The sequence below is a fragment of the Rhodococcus sp. G6(2025) genome, from assembly GCF_058628105.1.
In genome coordinates, this window is the sequence record NZ_CP179750.1 from 5,990,205 (window position 1) to 6,010,107 (window position 19,903).

At 68.2% G+C, this 19,903-nt stretch carries 19 protein-coding genes; 11 read left to right on the top strand and 8 right to left on the bottom strand.

The annotated features are described in order from the left end of the window. Positions 1–95: 95 nt before the first annotated feature. Positions 96–503: a VOC family protein gene (locus tag ACLIVD_RS27730; RefSeq protein ID WP_105413483.1), complete on the top strand. Its 408-nt coding sequence runs from the start codon at positions 96–98 to the stop codon at positions 501–503. Here the strand turns inward: ACLIVD_RS27730 and ACLIVD_RS27735 are convergent. Genes ACLIVD_RS27735 through ACLIVD_RS27755 form a run of 5 tightly spaced genes read right to left on the bottom strand, consistent with a single transcriptional unit; the run spans position 500 to position 4,806 of the window. After that, the gene (locus tag ACLIVD_RS27735) at positions 500–1,654 is read right to left on the bottom strand and encodes a M20 family metallopeptidase (protein WP_491930952.1); all 1,155 of its coding nucleotides are present in this window, start codon (positions 1,652–1,654) and stop codon (positions 500–502) included. The two genes, ACLIVD_RS27730 and ACLIVD_RS27735, sit on opposite strands and share 4 nt — an antisense overlap. Then, on the bottom strand, positions 1,651–2,322 hold the full coding sequence (locus ACLIVD_RS27740; RefSeq protein ID WP_491930953.1) for a DUF1028 domain-containing protein: 672 nt from the start codon (positions 2,320–2,322) through the stop codon (positions 1,651–1,653). The genes ACLIVD_RS27735 and ACLIVD_RS27740 overlap by 4 nt, the downstream gene beginning before the upstream one ends. Then, the gene (locus tag ACLIVD_RS27745; RefSeq protein ID WP_283352669.1) at positions 2,319–2,732 is read right to left on the bottom strand and encodes a RidA family protein; all 414 of its coding nucleotides are present in this window, start codon (positions 2,730–2,732) and stop codon (positions 2,319–2,321) included. The genes ACLIVD_RS27740 and ACLIVD_RS27745 overlap by 4 nt, the downstream gene beginning before the upstream one ends. Continuing rightward, positions 2,729–4,189, bottom strand: a complete 1,461-nt coding sequence (locus ACLIVD_RS27750) for a 4-hydroxyphenylacetate 3-hydroxylase family protein (protein ID WP_491930954.1) — start codon at positions 4,187–4,189, stop codon at positions 2,729–2,731. The genes ACLIVD_RS27745 and ACLIVD_RS27750 overlap by 4 nt, the downstream gene beginning before the upstream one ends. Next, positions 4,186–4,806 carry a flavin reductase family protein gene (locus ACLIVD_RS27755; RefSeq protein ID WP_491930955.1) on the bottom strand — a complete coding sequence of 207 codons (621 nt, stop codon included), beginning with the start codon at positions 4,804–4,806 and terminating at the stop codon, positions 4,186–4,188. The genes ACLIVD_RS27750 and ACLIVD_RS27755 overlap by 4 nt, the downstream gene beginning before the upstream one ends. A gap of 193 nt (positions 4,807–4,999) precedes the next feature. Here ACLIVD_RS27755 and ACLIVD_RS27760 point away from each other — a divergent pair, with 193 nt between their 5' ends. Next, positions 5,000–5,905 carry a dienelactone hydrolase family protein gene (locus ACLIVD_RS27760; protein WP_491930956.1) on the top strand — a complete coding sequence of 302 codons (906 nt, stop codon included), beginning with the start codon at positions 5,000–5,002 and terminating at the stop codon, positions 5,903–5,905. Here the strand turns inward: ACLIVD_RS27760 and ACLIVD_RS27765 are convergent. Next, positions 5,863–6,540: a YrhK family protein gene (locus ACLIVD_RS27765; protein WP_317568450.1), complete on the bottom strand. Its 678-nt coding sequence runs from the start codon at positions 6,538–6,540 to the stop codon at positions 5,863–5,865. The two genes, ACLIVD_RS27760 and ACLIVD_RS27765, sit on opposite strands and share 43 nt — an antisense overlap. A gap of 182 nt (positions 6,541–6,722) precedes the next feature. Between ACLIVD_RS27765 and ACLIVD_RS27770 the strand changes: the two genes are divergently transcribed. Both ACLIVD_RS27770 and ACLIVD_RS27775 read left to right on the top strand, forming a co-directional pair. Then, positions 6,723–7,952 (top strand): DDE-type integrase/transposase/recombinase, encoded by a 1,230-nt coding sequence (locus tag ACLIVD_RS27770; protein WP_164060291.1) that lies wholly within the window; start codon positions 6,723–6,725, stop codon positions 7,950–7,952. Between the two features lie 69 nt (positions 7,953–8,021). Next, on the top strand, positions 8,022–9,230 hold the full coding sequence (locus ACLIVD_RS27775) for an enhanced intracellular survival protein Eis (RefSeq protein ID WP_283331184.1): 1,209 nt from the start codon (positions 8,022–8,024) through the stop codon (positions 9,228–9,230). Here ACLIVD_RS27775 and ACLIVD_RS27780 read toward each other — a convergent pair. Next, a complete protein-coding gene (locus ACLIVD_RS27780; protein ID WP_061044390.1) occupies positions 9,227–10,153 on the bottom strand; it encodes a LysR family transcriptional regulator in 927 nt (308 codons plus the stop codon). The two genes, ACLIVD_RS27775 and ACLIVD_RS27780, sit on opposite strands and share 4 nt — an antisense overlap. Positions 10,154–10,239: 86 nt before the next feature. Continuing rightward, the gene (locus tag ACLIVD_RS27785) at positions 10,240–11,781 is read right to left on the bottom strand and encodes an APC family permease (RefSeq protein ID WP_061044389.1); all 1,542 of its coding nucleotides are present in this window, start codon (positions 11,779–11,781) and stop codon (positions 10,240–10,242) included. A 230-nt stretch (positions 11,782–12,011) separates the two neighbouring features. Here ACLIVD_RS27785 and ACLIVD_RS27790 point away from each other — a divergent pair, with 230 nt between their 5' ends. From ACLIVD_RS27790 to ACLIVD_RS27820, 7 genes are all read left to right on the top strand, one after another. After that, entirely contained in the window at positions 12,012–14,129 is a 2,118-nt protein-coding gene (locus tag ACLIVD_RS27790; protein ID WP_491930957.1) for an oxidoreductase, read from the top strand. 8 nt (positions 14,130–14,137) lie between these two features. After that, entirely contained in the window at positions 14,138–14,503 is a 366-nt protein-coding gene (locus ACLIVD_RS27795) for a cupin domain-containing protein (protein ID WP_283352664.1), read from the top strand. 35 nt (positions 14,504–14,538) lie between these two features. Then, the gene (locus tag ACLIVD_RS27800; RefSeq protein WP_491930958.1) at positions 14,539–16,035 is read left to right on the top strand and encodes an aldehyde dehydrogenase; all 1,497 of its coding nucleotides are present in this window, start codon (positions 14,539–14,541) and stop codon (positions 16,033–16,035) included. Positions 16,036–16,292: 257 nt separating this feature from the next. Further along, positions 16,293–16,733 (top strand): GNAT family N-acetyltransferase, encoded by a 441-nt coding sequence (locus ACLIVD_RS27805; protein WP_491930959.1) that lies wholly within the window; start codon positions 16,293–16,295, stop codon positions 16,731–16,733. A gap of 31 nt (positions 16,734–16,764) precedes the next feature. Beyond that, on the top strand, positions 16,765–17,751 hold the full coding sequence (locus ACLIVD_RS27810) for an isopenicillin N synthase family dioxygenase (RefSeq protein WP_317568445.1): 987 nt from the start codon (positions 16,765–16,767) through the stop codon (positions 17,749–17,751). A 190-nt stretch (positions 17,752–17,941) separates the two neighbouring features. After that, positions 17,942–19,321 (top strand): dicarboxylate/amino acid:cation symporter, encoded by a 1,380-nt coding sequence (locus tag ACLIVD_RS27815; RefSeq protein ID WP_280782081.1) that lies wholly within the window; start codon positions 17,942–17,944, stop codon positions 19,319–19,321. 44 nt (positions 19,322–19,365) lie between these two features. Then, positions 19,366–19,761 (top strand): nitroreductase/quinone reductase family protein, encoded by a 396-nt coding sequence (locus tag ACLIVD_RS27820; RefSeq protein ID WP_280782082.1) that lies wholly within the window; start codon positions 19,366–19,368, stop codon positions 19,759–19,761. Positions 19,762–19,903: the final 142 nt, after the last annotated feature.

The window sequence follows — 19,903 nt, forward strand, 5'->3', positions numbered from 1 at the left end:
TCGGGCAGGGTTTCGCGTTTGTCCACCACCCGGCAGCGCCGACTCGCTAGGGTCGAAAGAAGAGACCGATTCACCGGAGAAGGAAGTTGTCGCAGATGTCCAGTTTCCCGGGCCTCACCCACGTCGCGATCACCGTGTCCGACCTACCGGCCAGCACCGCCTGGTACACCGCACTGTTCGGATCAGCCCCCGTGCTCGACGAGGACGAGGAATCGGGAACCTTCCACCACACGGTGTTCGCGCTCGACGGCGGCATGCTCTTCGGCCTCCACACGCACCCCGACAGCGGCGCTCCCGCACGTTTCGACGAACGGCAGGTCGGACTCGACCACATCGCGTTCCAGTGTTCCCCCGACGCGCTGCCCCGGTGGGTGGAGCGGCTCGACGCCCTCGGCATCGAGCACGGGGGCATCAAGACGGCGCACTACGGTTCCGGCATCTCGTTCCGCGACCCCGACAACATCGCGCTCGAATTCTTTGCCCCACCCGTGAGTACTTCTTAACGTCGGGCGGTTAACAAGTACTCACGGGTGGCGGAGCCGCAGGCGTCGAGCAGGGTCAGAGCGAGGGCCAGCGCACCGTCGACGGCCGCCCGGTCTGCAGCGGGCGCGGCGCTGGCCGCGGCGAACTCGGCCTGATGGTTGACGGCAGGCGCGGAGTCGATTCCGATGTAGGGGTGGATCGCGGGAATCACCTGCGAGACGTTGCCCATGTCGGTGGAGGCCCGGTTCATCAGCGAGTCCGCGCCGGTGCGGAACACGCGGCCCAGCCCCTCCGCGTGCCGGACGTACGACGCGAGCAGCGCTTCGTCGGTGCGGAACTCCGAGTACGGTTCGCTTTCCGGGGCGATAGTCAGTTCACAGCCGGTTGCGATGGCGCCGGCCTCGAAGCAGCGGGCCACCCGGGGTTCGATGCGGGCCAGTTCCTCCAGCGTCTCCGCGCGCACGTACCAGCGACCTTCGGTGCGCTGGGGAATGGCGTTGGGCGCCTCTCCCCCGCGGGTCATCATCCCGTGCACCCGCGTGCTCGACGGAAGCTGTTGCCGGAGAAGCCCGATGGCGACCTGCGCCACCGTGAACGCGTCGGCCGCGTTGACACCCCGCTCCGGGTACGCGGCGGCGTGTGCCGCCTTGCCGTCGTACCGGATGTGGCTGTGGGACACCGCGTACGGTTCGGCCCGGGCGACGTCGACCGGGCCGGGGTGGGCCATGACGGCGGCGTGGACGCCCTCGAACGCTCCGCGTTTGAGCATGTCGATCTTGCCGCCCCCGCCTTCCTCGGCGGGGGTGCCGAGCACCGACAGGGTGATGCCGAGGTCGTCGACGAGCGGGGCGAGAGCCAGCGCCGTCCCCACCGAGATGGCGGAGATGACGTTGTGCCCGCACGCGTGCCCGAGCCCGGGGAGCGCGTCGTATTCCGCGCAGACCGCGAGGTGCAGCGGTCCGGAACCGACGTGCGCGCGGAACGCGGTGGGCAGTCCGACGTACTGCTGCTCGACCGTGAAACCGGCGTCCGACAGCACCCCGGCCACCCGGACGCACGAACGTTCCTCCTCCCACGCGACCTCCGGGTGGGCGTGAAGGTCGTGCGACAGAGCCAGGATCCGGTCTTCCGCCTTCCTCGCTCCGTCACGAACCGCGGCGTCGGCGCTCACAGGTCCCCCGGCACGCCGTAGGACGGGGCGGCCGTCGGGTCGACACCGCGCACCCGGTAGTCCCGCTTCTGCGGTTCCCACACCGTCCACAGCCGGCGCAGTTCGCCGACCGGGTCGTCGTGCCAGTCGACGCGCAGATCGGTGACGGGCCAGGGCACGTCCTCGACCACCTGGATTCCCGCCGAGTGCACGGACCCCGCCTCCCCGCCGGCGGTGACGGCCGCGGTGAGTCCGTCGAGCAGTCTGCCCTCGAACGTCGGGGCCGTGCTCGACACGTAGCCGAACAGCAGCGACCGGATGACGCCTTCGTCGCGGAGCATGTTGCCGGCGACGGCGGCGCCGCTGCCCTGCGCGCTGCTGTGGATGCCCAGCGTCTGCGCGCCCGAGTGCACGGCGGTGCCGCCATCCGCATCGACGACGACGACCTGGCGGTACTCCGGGAACTTCTCGTGCGCAAGTGCGCTTTTCAGTGCGGTCTCCGCATTCGCACCCGAGGCGAGCGCGTCGAGGCCGAGCGGTCCCAGCTGCGGATTGGTCACGTTCTGGGAGGCGACGACACCGACCCCGGACCGCACGTGCAGGCAGCGTGCGGCCACGGCGGGGCTGGAGGAGCAGACGACCATCCCGAACGCGCCCCCGGAATCACGGGCGACGAGTGAGAACGTCATGAGCCGATCACTGCCGTCGCGTCGATCTCGACGAGCCATTCGGGCCGGGCGAGGGCATCGACGACGATGCCGGTGGACACGGGGTGCACACCCTTCAGCCAGCGTCCGACCACCCGGTAGACGGTCTCGCGGTACCGGACGTCCACCAGGTAGATGGTGACCTTGACGACGTCCTCGAGCCGGCTGCCCGATTCCTTCAGCAGCATCGCGATGTTCGCCATCGCCTTCTCGGCCTGGGCCTCGACGTCACCGATTCCCACCGACTCCCGGGTGTCGAGGTCCTGACCGATCTGCCCGCGGAGATACACGACTCCGCCGGCGACGACCGCTTGCGCGAGATCGTTGTCGAGGTTCTGTTCCGGGTACGTGTCGCGGGTGTTGAACGGGCGGATGCGGGTGTGGGTGGTCATGCCGCACCCCCGTCGACGTTGTCCGACAGCCCCGCTGCGGCCTTGACCAGCCCGAGCGGCCCGTCGAAGTCGAAGTTGCGGTAGACGGCGGCGAGCTGCGCGAACGGTGGTGACTGGGCGAAGAGCTGGAACGTCAGGCGATGTCCCGCGTAGTCGCTGTTGAGCAGGTCGCGGGCGAACGCGAGAAGCTTGCGACGGTCGTCGGCCACCCAGTTGTCGTTGATGGAGTAGAACTTCTCCAGCCACGGCGCGACGTCGGGGTCGGCGAACGTGGCGGCGTCCGGGGTGATGCAGATCTGGCCGCCGCACAGCTCGCGGGCGATGTGCATCATCGCGGGTAGCTGGCTGAGCGCCATCACCCGGCCGGTGTAGAGCAGTGACTGGTTGGGCATGAGCAGGCCACCCGGGCTGGGCTCGGCGAGTGAGATGGCCGCGGTGAGGTGGGCGTTGATCGTCTCCCGGTAGCAGGCGAGCTGGGCGAGCTTCTCCTGCACCGCCTGCTGCTTCTCGAGGCCGCTCTGCTTGACGTTCCACAATGCGGATCCGATCATCAGATCGGCGAGGTGCAGCGTGCGTTGCACGAACGGGAACGCACTGTAGCGGTGCAGGGTGGAGCGGATGAACGTGGCCGCCCGGGTGTGCCGGTAGAACAGCACGTCTTCCCAGGGGATCTCGACGTTGTCGAACACGACGAGGGACTCCACCTCGTCGACCCGGTTGGCGAGCGGGTAATCGGCGGACGGCGCGCGGCCGGCGAACCCGTTGCGGGAGATGTACTTCAGCCCCGGCGCGCCCATGTCGAGCACGAATCCGACGGCGTAGTCGGACAGTTCACTGTTTCCCCAGTTGGCAATGGTGGGTTTGGTGAACGCCTGGTTGGAGTAGGCGGCGGCGGTCTCGTACTTCGCGCCGCGCACGACGATGCCGTTGTCGGTCTCCTTCACGACGTGCAGGAGCATGTCGGGGTCCTGATCCTGCGGCGACTTGGACCGATCGCCCTTGGGGTCCGTGTTCGCCGACACGTGGAACGGGTCCTCCCGGACCGACCGGTCCAGGTGGCGGCGGATGTTCTCCGAGAAGCGCGGGTCGACCTCGTTGAGGACGTCCTGACCGTCGAACAGCGACCACATCTCGCCGATGGTCTCGTCACCGACGCGGGTGACCACGCCGCGGGTGTCCTCGAGGACCAGGTCGACGGCGGCGCGCTTGTCGAGCCAGTCCTGCTGCGTGCGGGGAAGCTTGTTGGCGATGGCGTTGCGTTCGCCGGATTCGGGGTCGACGTAGGTCATCGCGTCCTGCGTGGCCTCGTCGTGCGCGAGGTCGTAGATGCGTGCCCGCACGTCGACGATCGGCTTGAACATGGGGTGGTCGGCCACGTCCTTGACGCGTTCCCCGTCGACCCAGACCTCGCGGCCGTCCCTGATGGACTCCCTGTATTCGTCTCCGGTGCGGATCATTTCGTGCTCCTGGTCCTCGGCGCGGGGTGTGCGTCCGGGTAGTCGGGGAAGGTGGAAGGTTCGAATGCTGCAGGCTTGCTGTAGGTGTGGGAGGCGTACACGAGCGGTTCGCCGGGGTGCGCCTCCACCGCGGCGACGCGTCCGATGTAGACACGGTGGGTACCGGCCTCGATGACGTCGTGGACGGCGCAGTCGAACGACGCGATCGCGTCGTGGACGCGGGGTGAGCCGGATTCGGCCACGGTCCAGTGCCCGCAGGTGAAGTCCCACCGCTGCTTGCCCGGCCAGGGCCGGCCGGCGAAGGTGTCGGCGACGTGATCGTGCTGGGTGGCAAGCACATTGACGCAGAAGACACCGTTCTCGGAAATCGCGTCGTTGACCGGGCTTCGTCCGTGCAGGCAGACCAGCACCAGCGCCGGGTCGGCCGAGACGGAGCACATCGCACTCACGGTCTGGGCGGCGCGACCGCCGGGACCGTCGGTCGCGACGACGGTGACTCCGGTCGCGACAGCGCTCATGGCCATGACGAAGTTCGCGGTCGAGTTGTCCGGCATCGGTGAGGCCACCGATGTTCGGGCCGTCGTTTCGACGGCTGGGTGACGGTCAGCGATCGGCATGACGGGCTCCTTTCTGTGTGCGGTGAGCGAGGAGTTCGTGCCGTTGCACCAATCTTGAGGTCCCCGGTGAAATCTGTACAACACAGATAAGTGGCGCACTGCATAAGGAAAAGTGATGAACTGGGAACCGATGTCGATCACGGGTTCGACCAGGGATAATTCCCTACATCAGCCGATGCGGACGGGGACGATCATGACGCCACTGCAACGCTATATCGCCGAAGAGATCGCGATCGATCATGCCGACGGGCTGCTGTCCCGCCGCGAGGCGTTGCGCAGACTCGGACTCATCGGCCTCGGCGTGGCGGCGGCGTCCTCGTTGCTCGCCGCCTGTTCCACCGACAGCGACGAGTCGCCGACCTCGGCGCCGGTGACACCCGGCGGGGCGACGCCCCCGCCGCCGGGAGCGGCCGAGGCCGTCGAGACCGAAGCGGTGACGTTCCCCGGTCCGGACGGCCGCGTCCTGCAGGGCGCGTGGGCCGACGCCGCCACACCTCGCGGAGCGGTCCTCGTCATACACGAGAACAAGGGCCTGACCGACCACATCCGTTCGGTGGCGGGACGATTCGCGGGTGCCGGCTACTCCGCGCTCGCCCTCGACCTGCTCTCGGAAGAGGGCGGGACCGCAACGTTCACCGATCAGGCGCAGGCCACCGCCGCGCTGGCCACCGTGCCGCCGGCACGCTTCGTCGCCGACATGAAGGCCGGGATCGACGAACTCGGGCGTCGGGTGCCGGACGAGAAGATGGCGGCGGTCGGGTTCTGCTTCGGCGGCGGGATGGTGTGGCAACTCCTCGCGTCCGGCGAGCCGCGGCTGGCGGCGGCAGTCCCCTTCTACGGTCCCCTGCCCGAGGGCGCCGACTTCTCCGGGTCGAAGGCCGCGGTCCTCGCCATCTACGCGGAACTGGACGCCCGGGTGAACGCGTCCCGCGACGCCGCGGCCGCCGCACTCGCGAAGGCGGGGCTACCGCATGAGATCGTCACGATTCCGGGTGCCGATCACGCGTTCTTCAACGACACCGGGCCCCGCTACAACGCGACCGCGGCAGCCGAGGCCTACGAACGTGTCCTCGCCTGGTTCGGCGAATACCTGGGGTGAGGCGGGCGCATCAGCAGTGCGGCCACGAGGAAGCAGACCGCGCCCACGAACGTGCCCAGATCGGCGACCGCCGCGTTCTTCAGCGCGTCGGTGCCGGGCACGATGTACGCGCCGACCGCGGACACACCGAACGCTATCGACCCGATCATGTTCAGCCAGGTGCTGCGCCAGTTGCGCGCATGCGGATCCCACAGCTTGTCGGTTTCGGTGGTGGCCACCACCGCCAGACCGCTGGCGACGAGGAACGCCGTCGACCCGAAGAGGTCGGGACTCCACCCCCACACCCGGTCCTGTTCGACGGTGAGGCTCTGGATCAGCACGACGCCGGTACTCACGTTGAACAGCAGGGTGCCGACGAACTGGATCAGCGCCGCCCACCAGTCGTAGCGTTCGACCGTCGCGGATTCCTCCCCGGGCACCGGCCTGCCGCTGAGCCGCAACTGGATGAATCCGGCGGTCGTGAAGAACAGCGATCCGACGAAGTAGGTGATGTTGTCGATCTCGGGGCCGACCGCCTGCCCGTACACCCGCGTGGCCGCCATCCCGAACAGGAAGGAGCCGATGACGAATCCCCAGGACTCCCGGCGCAGCCGGAGCGTTCGGCGAGGTGCGGACGAGGTGTGGTCACTCGACACCGTGACGTCACCCCCTCACCGGTCGGCAGGGTCTCAGACTCTCCGAAGACACGTACCGGGTCAAGGTCGCGCGTTGACTCATCCAAAATGCCCGCGTAAGCCCCTTCGTTGCCTCACGTGAGAACGCCCGCGTAGCGGCGTGTCGATCACGTCGGTGTGGTGGTCGAGGGTAGGGCCGGAGGATGGGACTGACCATGGCTGAACGCAGAGCCGTCACCACGGCGATCGCGACCCGCTACAAGCGCGCCGACAAGCCGGGCAAAGCGAAGATCCTAGACGAACTGTGCGCCACGACCGGCTGGCATCGCGACCACGCCCGCAAGGCATTGCGGGCAGCGTTGATTCCGAAGGTGGTCCGTCCCCGAACCGGGCGCCCACCGACGTACGGGCCGAACGTTGTTGCAGCGTTGATCTTCTGCTGGGCGGTGCTGGGGATGCCTGCCGGGAAGCGGCTTGCGCCGGCACTGCCAGACCTCGTGCCCATTCTGCGTGCGTTCGGTGAACTCGACATCGACGACGCTACCGCACTGTTGCTGGTCGGCATGTCTGCAGCCACCATCGACCGACGGCTGGCGCCCGAACGCAAGAACCATGAACTCAAGGGCCGATCACATACCAAGCCCGGTTCCCTGCTCAAGTCCCAGATCCCGATCCGCACCTGGGCGCAGTGGGATGATGCGGCGCCGGGGTTCGTCGAGATCGACCTGGTCGGCCACGAGGGCGGCAACGCCGTCGGTGAGCACGCTTACACGCTGACGGTCACCGACATCGCCACCGGTTGGACCGAGAACCGCAGTGTGCGCAACAAGGCCCGCAAATGGGTCATCGCCGCACTCGACGAGATCGCTGCCATCATGCCGTTCCCACTCCTCGGCGTCGACTCCGACAACGGCAGCGAGTTCATCAACCACCACCTGCTCGACTGGTGCAACAGACAGCAGATCACCTTCACCCGCTCGCGTCCCGGAAACTCCAACGACGGGGCACACGTCGAGCAGAAGAACTGGGCCGTAGTACGCACCATCGTCGGCTATCTCCGCTATGACACCTCTGCAGAGTTGTTGCTGCTCAATCAGATCTGGGTTCTGCAGTCGCAGCTAACGAACTACTTCTACCCACAGCAGAAATTGGTGTCGAAAGAACGTGACGGCGCGAAGGTGACCAAGAAGTACGACATCGCCACCACTCCGCATCGGCGTGCAGACCAGCACGAGGCCGTCACCGGAGAGGACAAGGCCATCCTCGCCGACACGTACTCGACCATCAACCCCGCCGCCGTCCAGCGTCAGATCCAGGCATTGACCACCGAGCTCATCGCCCTCGCCACCGCCAAGAACACACCCACGAGGAGAGCCCCTCTCACGCGGGCACTTCTCGATGAGTCAACGAATCAGACTTCGCGGGCATCTTGACATGAGGCAACAGGGGTCGGAGGCCGAAATTCGGCTGCGCGTCCACGTGGGGTGTGCCAGTGTCGGGACATGACGACGACCACCGCCGGCATCACGATCAGAACGGCGACCGAACAGGACTGGCCGAAGATCACCCTGCTCAACGAGATCTGCTTCGTGACACCGCAGAACGAGGAGTTCACCGCCCACTGGAGGCAACTCGTCAGCGGCGCGCCGCCGATCATCGCGGTCGACGAGGACGCGGTGGTCGGCGCCACCATGGACATCCCCATGACCGTCACCGTTCCCGGTGGCGAGGGCGTTCCCGCGGCGGGCGTCACCGCGGTGACGGTCGCGCCCACCCATCGACGCCGCGGTCTCCTTCGCGCGCTCTACGCCGAACATCACGACCGCATCCGGACGTCGGGGGTACCGCTGTCGCTCCTCACGGCCAGTGAGGGCGGGATCTACGGACGCTTCGGGTACGGACCCGCAACCATCGAGACCACGTCGAGCATCGACCGCCGATTCGCCGTGCCGCATCCGAAGGCACCGGATCCGGGTGGTGTGCGGATGGTCCATCCGGCGGAGGCCCGGGCCGCGTTCACCGACGTCTACGACCGCTGGCAACGGGTGACCCCGGGGGCGCAGGTGCGGCCCGAGATCGTGTGGAATCGGATCTTCGCCGACCGTGAGAGCGAGCGCGGCGGCGGCACAAGCCTGTTCGGGCTCGTGCACGACGACGGTTACGTGCTCTACCGTCGCGTGTCCGGCGACAACGGAACCGTCGCCCGGGTGGAGGAGATCCGCACGGTCACGCGGGACGCGCACGCCGCGGTGTGGCGGGCACTGCTCGGCCTGGACCTCGTGCGGCGCATCGAAGCGCACCTCACCCCCGAGGACCCACTGCCGTATCTGCTGACCGACGGCCGGCTGGTGCGCACCACCTCGCGTCACGACGAGCTGTGGGTCCGGATCATGGACGTGCCCGCCGCGCTCGAGGCCCGCAGGTACCGAACAGACTTCGACGTCGTGATCCAGGTCGACGACGGATTTTTGGACGCCGGCGGGCGGTTCGCGCTGACCGTGCGGGACGGCACCGCGATGTGCACCCCGACCGACTCCACCCCGCAGGTGGTGCTCGACCTGGACGTGCTGGGCAGCCTGTATCTCGGCGCCCACCGGGCACGCACCTTCGCGGCCGCGAACCGGCTGCAGGCCGCGGATCCCGGCGTCCTCGACCGTGTCGATCACGCCTTCGGCGCCGACCGCGACGCCCAGATGGGGTGGCCGTTCTAGCGGGCCGAACCCGCCTGTTTCGCGAACACGGCCCGCGCCCGTTCGGCGACGGCCCGGGCCCGCGCCGTGCTCCGCACACCCTTCAGCCGGGCGAGTACCACGGGGAGGCCGGGAACGTCGTCGGCGATGGGCAGCGTCGCGACCCGTCCGCCGTCGTAGGTTCGGCCTTCGGCGGGCCGCTGGTTGAGGATCGAGAAGCCGTGGCCGCGGGCGACGAGTCCGCGCACCGTTTCGTAGCTCGCGGACCGGTACCGGACCACAGGCGTGACCCCCGCCGCCGACAGCATCGCCAGGAAGTAGTCGCGGCTGCTCGGCAGGTCCAGCAACACCATGGGTTCGCCCTCGAGGTCGGCGAGGGTGATCGCGTCGTGTCCGGCCAGCCGGTGGTCCGGCGGAAGGATGACGTGCGGCCTGGCGACCCCGAGCGTCTCCGTCTCCATGTCGTCGCCCAGCGCGAGGTCGTAGGTCAGGGCCAGTTCTGCGGTGCCGTTGCGCAGCGCCGCCCGCACCGCCTCCGCTTGCGTCTCGACGACCTCGACCTCCAGGTCGGGGTGCTGATCGCGCAGGTCCGAGATCAGTGTCGGGAGGATGAACGGTGTGAGGGTGACGAAGCAGGCCAGGCGCACCGTTCCCCGCACGTTGTCCTCGTGACCGCGGGCCGCGTCGAGAACCTCACCGAGGTGGGCGAGGACGCTGCGGGTGTCGCGGAGCATCTCCTCCCCCGCCGCGGTGAGGACCAGTCCGCGGGACCGTTGCCGGATGAAGAGCTGGGTGCCGATCTGATGCTCGAGTTGGGAGATCGCCGAGGAGACCGCCGACTGCGCGACCATCAGTTCGTCGGCGGCCTTCGTCATGCTGGAGAAGTTCGCGGCCTCGACGAAATACCTCAGTTGGGTGAACGTCACGTCGGGTCGTCGTTGCATGCGCTCTCCTCGGGATCTGAGGCCACCAGGATTGCAGGTCTCCGACCGGGGAGCCACCCACGACACACGCGGCGGACGCGACACCGTCAGCGGATGTCGGCGTTCACGAGATCGGGATCCGGCTGCGATCCGGGGCCGTCTTCCCGGGTGGGGCGCGGGCCACTCGCGGACCGCACGGATGTGCCGCGCACGTATCCGACGGCGCCGAGTAGCGCGAGCACGGCCAGCGTCCCGAGGGTGAACAGTTCGAACGTCCCCTGGCTCACTCCCCAGATCTCCTCGAAGTCGTAGTCCAGGCCGAAGACCGATTCCAGGGTGCCCGGGAAGACCGCCACCCAGGAGCCGAGCAGCACCCACGCGAAGCACAGGATGCCGAGGACGCGGAAGCCCGCGTTTCCGGTGGGAACCCGGAAAGGCCGCACGACGTCCGGGAAACGCGTGCGCAGGCGGACCGCCGACGGGATGACGATCAGGTAGCTGAGCAGGAACGTCGAGATCGAGATGGTGAGCACGACCGCGAAGATGGAGCCGCCGGATCCGGTGATCTGCATGGCCGCGACCATGAAGACGGTGGCGACGACTCCGGACAGGAAGTTGACGCGCACCGGCGTTCCGAGACGCGGATGGAAGCGGCCGAAGAACCCGCCGAAGAACGCACCGTCGGCCGCGGCCATCGCCTGCATGCGGTCGCTGATGATCATCCACGCCGCACCCTGGGTCATCAGGATCACCGCGAAGATCACCCCGGTCACGGTCAGCATGGCGGGTGCGGCGGGACCGTAGACGCTGTACACGGTCGCGACCGCCTCGAGGAGTCCGCCGACACCGGTGATGTCGTCCGCGGGTACGACGAGCAGGATGGCGAAGATCGGCAGCAGGTAGGACGCGGCGGCGATGGCGCAGGCGCGGGCGATCGAGATCGGGACGTCGCGGGCGGGGTTCTTCATTTCCCCGGCGGCGCTGTTGCCGGATTCGAAACCGAGGTAGGAGAACAGCAGCAGCGGCGTCACACCGAGGAGCCCGGTCAGGGTGGGGCTGAAGTCGCCCGCCGAGATGCCGGCGAAGCCGTTCTTCGCGGCGTAGATGCCGGTGGTGACGAGGAAGAACAGCAGGAAGACGATCTTGAGGAACGCACCGACCGTCGGAATCCATTTGCCGCGAGCCAGACTCACGACGGCGGCGAGCACCGTCAGCCAGATGAAGACGAGCTTGAACAGGTAGTCCGTCACCGATCCTTCCTCGAACGCGGTGACGTAGTGGTTCCAGGTCTCCGCGGCGATGAACGCCATGGACCCGCCGACCCACACGGGCTGGGTCACCCACGTCAGCAGCGATGCGAGGGCGGCGAGGGGCCGGCCGAACGCTCTCCGGACCCACACGTAGACCCCGCCCTCGCCGGTGAACGTGCTGCCGATCTCGGCGAAGATGAGGCCGTACGGCAGCAGGAAGAACACCGCGAGAACCAGTGCCCACGTGAACGTCTCCGCGCCGAAGGTGGAGACCTGACCGAGAACCTCGACCGACACCACCGCCGCGACGATGAGGAAGACGATGTCGAAACGGCCGAGTGACTTCTGGAGATGTTGTGTCTGTTCGTCCGCCAGGGCGGTGGGGGTGTTGTCGCTCATCGATCGTGCCTCTCACGTTGCAGTGATGCCGGTCACTACTCTCGTCCGCACCCGGCAAATCTGTACAGCACAAAAATCCGGGGTACTGCATCAGTTCTCCAGATGCGGAGGCCGCCGGGTTGGCATCTGAATAACTGATGCAGTGGCACGGAAAGATCCTGTTGACTGTTGTGGTCGCGCGGACCGACGATTCTGGCACTGCACGAACCGAACAGCGTGAGGAACCCACCGTGCGTGATCCGCGATACGACATCCTTTTCGAACCGGTCAAGATCGGACCGGTCACCGCCCGCAACAGATTCTTCCAAGTCCCGCACTGCAACGGCATGGGCTACCGCGACCCCTCCGGGGAGGCGTACATGCGGCGCGTCAAGGCCGAGGGCGGCTGGGCCGTCGTCTGCACCGAGCAGGTCGAGATCCACCCCACCTCGGACATCGGCCCGTTCATCGAACTGCGCCTGTGGGACGACCAGGACCTGCCTGCCCTGACCCGAATCTCCGAGAAGATTCACGAGGGCGGCTCCCTCGCCGGCATTGAGCTCGCCCACAACGGCCTGAACAGCCCCAACCTGATCAGCCGCGAGACCCCGCTCGGCCCGCAGAATCTGCCCGTCGTCTCCTGGAACTACGACCCCATCCAGGCCAGGGCGATGACCAAGTCGGACATCGCCGACCTCCGGCACTGGCACAAGGAGGCGGTGCGCCGGTCGCTGAAGGCCGAATACGACATCGTCTACGTCTACGCCGGGCACGCGATCGGCGGCCTGCACCACTTCCTGTCCCGCCGCTACAACAACCGGACGGACGAGTACGGCGGCAGCCTGACCAACCGGGTTCGCCTGCTCCGCGAGATCCTCGAGGATTCACGCGAGGTCGCCGACGGGAAGGCCGCCGTGGCGTGCCGCATCTCGGTCGACGAACTCCTCGGCGACGAGGGGATCACCCGCAGCGAGATCGAGGACGTGATCGGCCTGCTCGGCGAGACCCCCGATCTGTGGGACTTCGTGCTGGGCAGCTGGGAGGACGACTCCGTCACGTCGCGATTCGGTCCCGAGGCGGAGCAGGAACCATACGTACGCGGTCTGAAACAGCTCACCACGAAACCCGTCGTCGGCGTCGGCCGCTTCACCTCGCCCGACACGATGCTGCACCAGGTCAAGAGCGGAATCCTCGACTTCATCGGGGCGGCCCGCCCCTCGATCGCCGACCCGTACCTTCCCCGCAAGATCGAGGAAGGGAACCTCGAGGACATCCGGGAGTGCATCGGCTGCAACATCTGCGTGTCCGGCGACTTCACCATGTCGCCGATCCGCTGCACCCAGAACCCGACGATGGGCGAGGAGTTCCGGCGCGGCTGGCACCCGGAGCGAATCAAGGTGCGCTCGACCGATTCGAACGTCCTCGTCGTCGGCGCCGGCCCCGCCGGACTCGAGGCGGCCCGCGCGCTCGGGCAACGCGGCTACCACGTCAGCCTCGCCGAGGCGAGCAGGCAACTCGGCGGCCGTGTGACCCGCGAGTCCAGGCTTCCCGGACTGTCCGCGTGGATCCGCGTGGTCGACTACCGCGAACAGCAACTCCGCAAGCTCCCCGACGTGGACGTGTTCATGGAGAGCGAGATGACCGCCGACGACGTCATCGAGAACGACTTCCACCACGTGGTCGTCGCGACGGGCTCGCACTGGCGCCGCGACGGCGTCGGCCGGTGGCACACCCACGCCGTCCCCGTCGACGAGCACGCCGACGTCCTGACCCCCGACGACGTAATGGCGGGGCTCCGCCCCCGGGGCAACAAGGTCGTGCTCTTCGACGACGACCACTACTACCTCGGCGCGGTCGTCGCCGAACTCCTCGCCAAGGAGGGATTCGACGTCACCCTGATCACGCCGGCCGCGCACGTGTCGCAGTGGACGACGAACACCATGGAAGTGGTCCGAATCCGCAAGCGAATCATCAAGGCCGGCGTGCACGTTCAGGTGAACCGCGCCGTCACCGCGGTCACCCCCCAGGGCGTCCGCACCGTGTGCGCGTTCACCGGCGACGAGCAGTTCGTCGACGCGGACAGCGTCGTCCTCGTCACCGCCCGACTCCCACACGACGGGTTGTTCCACGAACTGCAGTCCCGCGAATCCGAATGGGCCGACGCCGACCTGCGCAGTGTCCGCGGCATCGGCGACGCCTGGGCGCCGTCCACCATCGCGGCGGCGGTCTGGTCCGGGCACCGGTACGCCGAGGAACTGGACGAACCGCCGGCCCCGGGTCCGGTCGCCTTCCGACGCGAAGTCACCGGACTGTCCATCGAACCCGTCGAGAAATTCTCCGTCCCCCCGCTCGCCACCGCACAGAACTGAGGAACACCATGACCGCAGTGCACCCGATCCCGACCGACGCCCGGAACATCGCGGCGATGACGCCCAGCGCCTACGTCACCGCGGACACGCTCCGGGCGGGCGATCCGAAGGAACACGAAATGGTTCACCTGAGCAGCGGTGACGAGAAGTTCACCGTCGGCTCGTGGCGCGCCGAGCCGTATCGCGAGTACATCGAGTCCTACCCGGGCGACGAATACACCCGGGTGCTGGAGGGTTCGGTGACGCTGACAGCGGACGACGGCGTCTCGCACACCTTCGGACCCGGCGACGCGTTCACCCTGACCAGGGGGTGGCGCGGCGAGTACCGCGTCGACGAGCCCCTGCTCAAACAGTTCGCCATCTATGTTCCCTGATCGCACACCACCACTTTCGAACCCGAGGGATGACGATGCCTGATCCGACCACACTCGACGACTGGACCCGGCTCGCCGCGACAATCACGCCGCGCCGGGAGCTTTTCATCGACGGCGCGTTCCGTCCCGCCAAGTCGGACGAGACGTACGACTCGATCAACCCGGCCACCGGTGAGCTGCTGGCACGGGTGGCGGCCGCGGACGCCCCGGACGTCGATGCCGCGGTGCGGTCTGCGCGCGAGGCGTTCGACTCGGGCGTCTGGTCGCGGAGCCCGGCGTCCCACCGCAAGCGGGTCCTGCTCCGGCTCGCCGAGCTGATCCTCGAACACCGTCACGAGCTCGCCCTGCTCGACTCCCTCGACATGGGCAAGCTCGTGGTGGAGGCGCTGACCGTCGACGTCCCCTCGGCCGCCGAGCTTTTCAGGTTCTACGCCGAGGCCCTCGACAAGATCGGCGGGGAGATCGCGCCCACCGATCCCGGGAGTCTCGCGCTCGTCTCCCGCGAACCCCTCGGGGTCGTCGGGGCGGTGGTCCCGTGGAACTTCCCACTCGACCTCGCGGTGTGGAAGCTGGCGCCGGCCCTGGCGGCGGGCAACAGCGTCGTCCTCAAACCCGCCGAGCAGGCTCCGCTGTCGGTGCTGCGGCTGGCCGAGCTCGCCGCCGAGGCGGGCCTGCCCGACGGCGTCCTGGGCGTCGTCCCCGGGTTCGGCGCCACCGCCGGGGCGGCGCTGGGCCTGCATCCCGACGTCGACGTTCTCGCCTTCACCGGCTCGACCGCGACCGGGAAGCGGTTCCTCCGGTATGCGGCGGACTCGAATCTGAAGCAGGTCTGGCTCGAATGCGGAGGCAAGAGTCCCAACCTGGTGTTCGCGGACGCCGATCTCGACGAGGCGGTGGAGAAGGCGGTCTTCGGCGCGTTCTACAACCAGGGCGCGGTGTGCTCGGCCAACTCCCGGTTGTTGGTCGAGGAGTCGGTGGCCGAACAGGTGACCGCGGCCCTCGTCCGCCGGGCGTCGTCGATCCGCCCCGGCAATCCGCTCGATCCCGCCTCCACGCTGGGTGCGATCGTCGACGAGAACCACGCTCGCACCGTCGCGGGGTTCATCGACCGGGCCCGGTCCGAGGGCCGGGTGTTGCTGGGCGGCAACAGGACCACCGTCGACGGCCGCGGGTCCTTCGTCGAGCCGACGATCTTCGCGGACGTCGCACCCACCGCCGAGGTGGTGACCCGGGAGGTGTTCGGCCCCGTCCTCACCGTCCAGACGTTCACCGACGAGGCCGACGCCGTCCGGATGGGTAACGACAGCATCTACGGCCTGGCCGCCTCGGTGTGGACCGAGAACCTGAACCGGGCGCACCGCGTCTCCGCGGCACTGCGGGCGGGGACCGTCTCCGTCAACACCGTCGACGCCATCAGCGCGCAGACCCCGTTCGGCGGGTTCAAACAGTCCGGGTTCGGCCGCGACCTCTCCCTGCACGCGATGGACAAGTACACCGGGCTGAAGACGACGTGGATCCGGCTGCGGCAGTGAGCGTCACGACACCGGGTTGAGCTCCCGACCTCGCCGGGCGAATGTACCCGTCGGCGCTGCCGAGGCGCCCGAAGGTACATTCGCCCCGAAACGTGGCACCCCACATGGGCACGTCGAGCCGCTAAGCTGGCGCCATGTTTGCCCTCGTCCCTTCAGAACCCGATCCTCGATTACGTTGTGTCACAGCATTTCATGGCCACACCTCCACGATTCCGCCGATCACCGTCCGCCGGCTCGATGCGGGTGACTGGGGGTCGGTGCTCCGGATCTATTCGGAGGGCATCGCCGGCGGGCTGGCCACTTTCGACACCGAGACCCCGACACGGTCGGAACTGGACGCGCGCTGGCTGGGCGGGCACCGCTGGGTGGCGGAGGTGGACGGGACGGTCGCCGGATGGGCGGCCCTGTCCCCCGTGTCCTCGCGGCGCTGCTTCCGCGGGGTGGCCGAGAACTCCGTGTACACGGACAGGGAGTTCCGCGGCGCGGGCGTCGGGACCGCGCTGATGCGGCGGCTCATCGACGAGGCGGACTTCTCGGGCATCTGGACGCTCCAGGCCTCGGTGCTGGCCGTGAACACCGGGTCCATCGCGCTGCAACACGCGGTCGGCTACCGGACGGTCGGGGTACGGCGTCGGCTCGCGCAGATCGACGGCGTCTGGCACGACAGCGTGCTGCTCGAGCGCCGCCGGGAGACCTGACACCACGACGAAGCGGGCATACCGTGGAGGGATGCTCCCCGTCATCGACCTCGCCGAACTGGACACTCCGGTCGGGCGGGAACGGCTGCGGGAGATCACCCACCACGTGGGGTTCTTCTACCTCGACGGGCACGGCGTCGACCGCGAACTGCTCGACCGCGTGTTCACCGTCGCGAGGGAGTTCTTCGCCCTGCCCGAGGCCTCCAAGCAGTCGATCGCCATGCTGAACAGCCCCCATTTCCGTGGCTACAACCGGGTGGGCGGCGAACTGACCAACGGCGAGACCGACTGGCGGGAACAGATCGACATCGGCCCCGAGCGGCAGCCGATCCCCGGTGCCGCCGGCTACCTGCGACTGCAGGGTCCCAATCAATGGCCCGCGGATCTCCCCGACCTCGAGAAGACGATCGAGGCCCTCGACGCCGCACTCGCCGACGTCGGGATGCGACTGCTGCGGCACTGGGCCGCGTCACTCGACGCCGATCCGGCGATCTTCGACGACGCATTCGCGCACGCCCCCGCCACGCTGATCAAGGTCGTCCGCTATCCGGAACGGCCGAGCGCCGACCACACCGGAGAGCAGGGCGTCGGCGCCCACAAGGATTCCGGCGTGCTGACGATGCTGCTCCTCGAACCCGGGTCGTCGGGACTCCAGGTGGAAACCGAGACCGGCGACTGGATCGACGCGCCTGCCCGCGCCGGCTCGTTCGTGGTGAACATCGGCGAACTGCTCGAGGTCGCGACCGGCGGGTACCTGAGGGCCACCCGGCACCGCGTGCTCACCCCGGCCGGTGCGCCCGAGCGACTGTCCGTGCCGTACTTCCTCAATCCTGCCCTCGACGCCACGGTCCCGACCATCGGGCTGCCGCCGCACCTGGCCGAACGTGCCCGCGGCATCGAACTCGATCCGGCGAATCCGCTCTATCGCACGTACGGCGAGAACGCGTGGAAGAGCCGCACCCGCGCGCACCCCGACGTCTACGCCCGCTGGTATCCGGGCGAGGCCGAACCGGAGTAAACGCGCGCCGCCACCGGGAGTATTGTTCCCGCAGTGTTGTTCCTGACCTCTCGGCGCTACGTCGACCTCCGCCTGCAGGCGAGCGCAATCTGTCCGCGCTCGCGCTGACGCACCTCTCCACTCAGGACTCTCTCTCGCCGTATCCGCCCCACCGGGCGACGTTCCACGGCCCCATGCGAAAGGCACACCCATGCCCAGTCCCGCGCTGTCCACGCGCGCCGAGACCACCTCTCGACGCCGTCTACCCCAGTGGGCCACATCCTTCGGCCCCCAGATCGTCACCGGGCTCGTCGTCGGCGTCATCCTCGGACTCGTCGCCCGCGCCATGCCCGTCGCCGCCGACGGCAACGAGAACTGGCTCGTCGGAACCGTCCACACCATCGGCTCCAGTTACGTGAAACTCCTTACCGTCGCGGTGATCCCGCTGGTGTTCACGGCCATCGTCAGTTCGATCGCCAACCTGCGCGAGGTGGCGAACGCCGCGCGCCTCGCGGTCCAGACACTGCTGTGGTTCGCGATCACCGCGTTCATCGCCGTCGTCATCGGGATCGTCATCGGACTCGTCACCCAGCCCGGATCCCACACGACCGTCACCGGCGCCGGCAAGGAACCGGCCACCACCGGCTCGTGGTGGGCGTTCGTCACGGGCCTCGTGCCCAGCAACTTCCTCGGCCTGAACGCGAAGACCACCCTCACCGAGGGCGCCGCCAGCACGTCGCTGAGTTTCAACGTGCTGCAGTTGCTCGTCGTCGCGGCCGCGATCGGCATCGCCGCACTGAAGGTCGGGGCCAAGGCCGAACCGTTCCTGCAGTTCAACGCGTCGCTGCTCGCGATCGTGCAGAAGGTGCTGTGGTGGATCATCCGCCTCGCACCGATCGGGACCGCCGCGCTGATCGCGAACGCCGTCGCCACCTACGGCTGGGACGCCATCGGCTCGCTCGGCTGGTTCACCGCCGCCGTCTACATCGGCCTGGCCATCGTGTTCCTCGTCGTCTACCCCGTCCTGATCCGCGCGCACGGACTGTCGGTGCGCGCCTTCTACTCCGGCGTCTGGCCTGCCACGCAGCTCGGCTTCGTCTCCCGTTCGTCGATCGGCACCCTGCCCCTCACCGAGCGGGTCACCGAACGCAATCTCGGTGTCCCCCGCGAGTACGCGTCGTTCGCGGTGCCGCTCGGGTCGACCACCAAGATGGACGGCTGCGCTGCCATCTATCCCGCGATCGCCGCGATCTTCGTCGCCGAGTTCTACGGTGTGCCTTTGTCGTTCACCGACTACCTGCTGATCATCGTGGTCTCCGTGATCGGATCCGCGGCCACCGCGGGCACCACCGGCGCCACCGTCATGCTGACGCTCACGTTGTCGACGCTGGGACTGCCCCTCGCCGGTGTGGGCCTGCTACTCGCCGTCGAACCGATCGTCGACATGGGCCGCACCGCGGTCAACGTCACCGGGCAGGCTCTCGTCCCGACGATCGTCGCGAAGCGGGAAGGCATCCTCGACGAAGCCCGCTACAACGCCGAACGGACCGGCGACCCGTTCGAGGACGACGAACCGGTCGCCGCGAAGTAGCGAAATAGTCGACGAGGGCCTTCCGCACGTGGAAGGCTCTCGTCATGGCCGACCTCGACGCGATCAAACGACGGATCGTCATGCAATTCCAGCGGCACGTCGCCAACCCGCTCTCCAGGCGACTGTCGAGCCAGACGCTCCTCGAGACCACCGGCCGCGTCAGCGGGCAGCCCCGCGTCACGCCCATCGGCGGCCGGCGCACGGGCACCGAGTTCTGGCTGGTGTCCGAATTCGGTGAACGGTCGAACTACATCCGCAACATCCGCGCGAACAATGCCGTTCGGCTGCGGATTCACGGCAGGTGGCACGCGGGTACCGCGACGCTGCTTCCCGACGACGACGCCCGCGCCCGGTTGGCGCAGCTTCCCCGGATGAACAGCGTCGCCGTCCGGGCCGTCGGCACCGACCTCCTGACCGTCCGCATCGACCTCACCGACTGAGGTCAGCCCACAAACGCCCACGGAATAGTTACCCGCACCCGCAATAGCGTCCGCATCTGACCAATGTCCGTGCATCTCCGAGCGGGGCCCAGCGTCCTGGCCAGGTGTGATGTTCGCAACTCGTCGTTCGGCTGCACGCTCG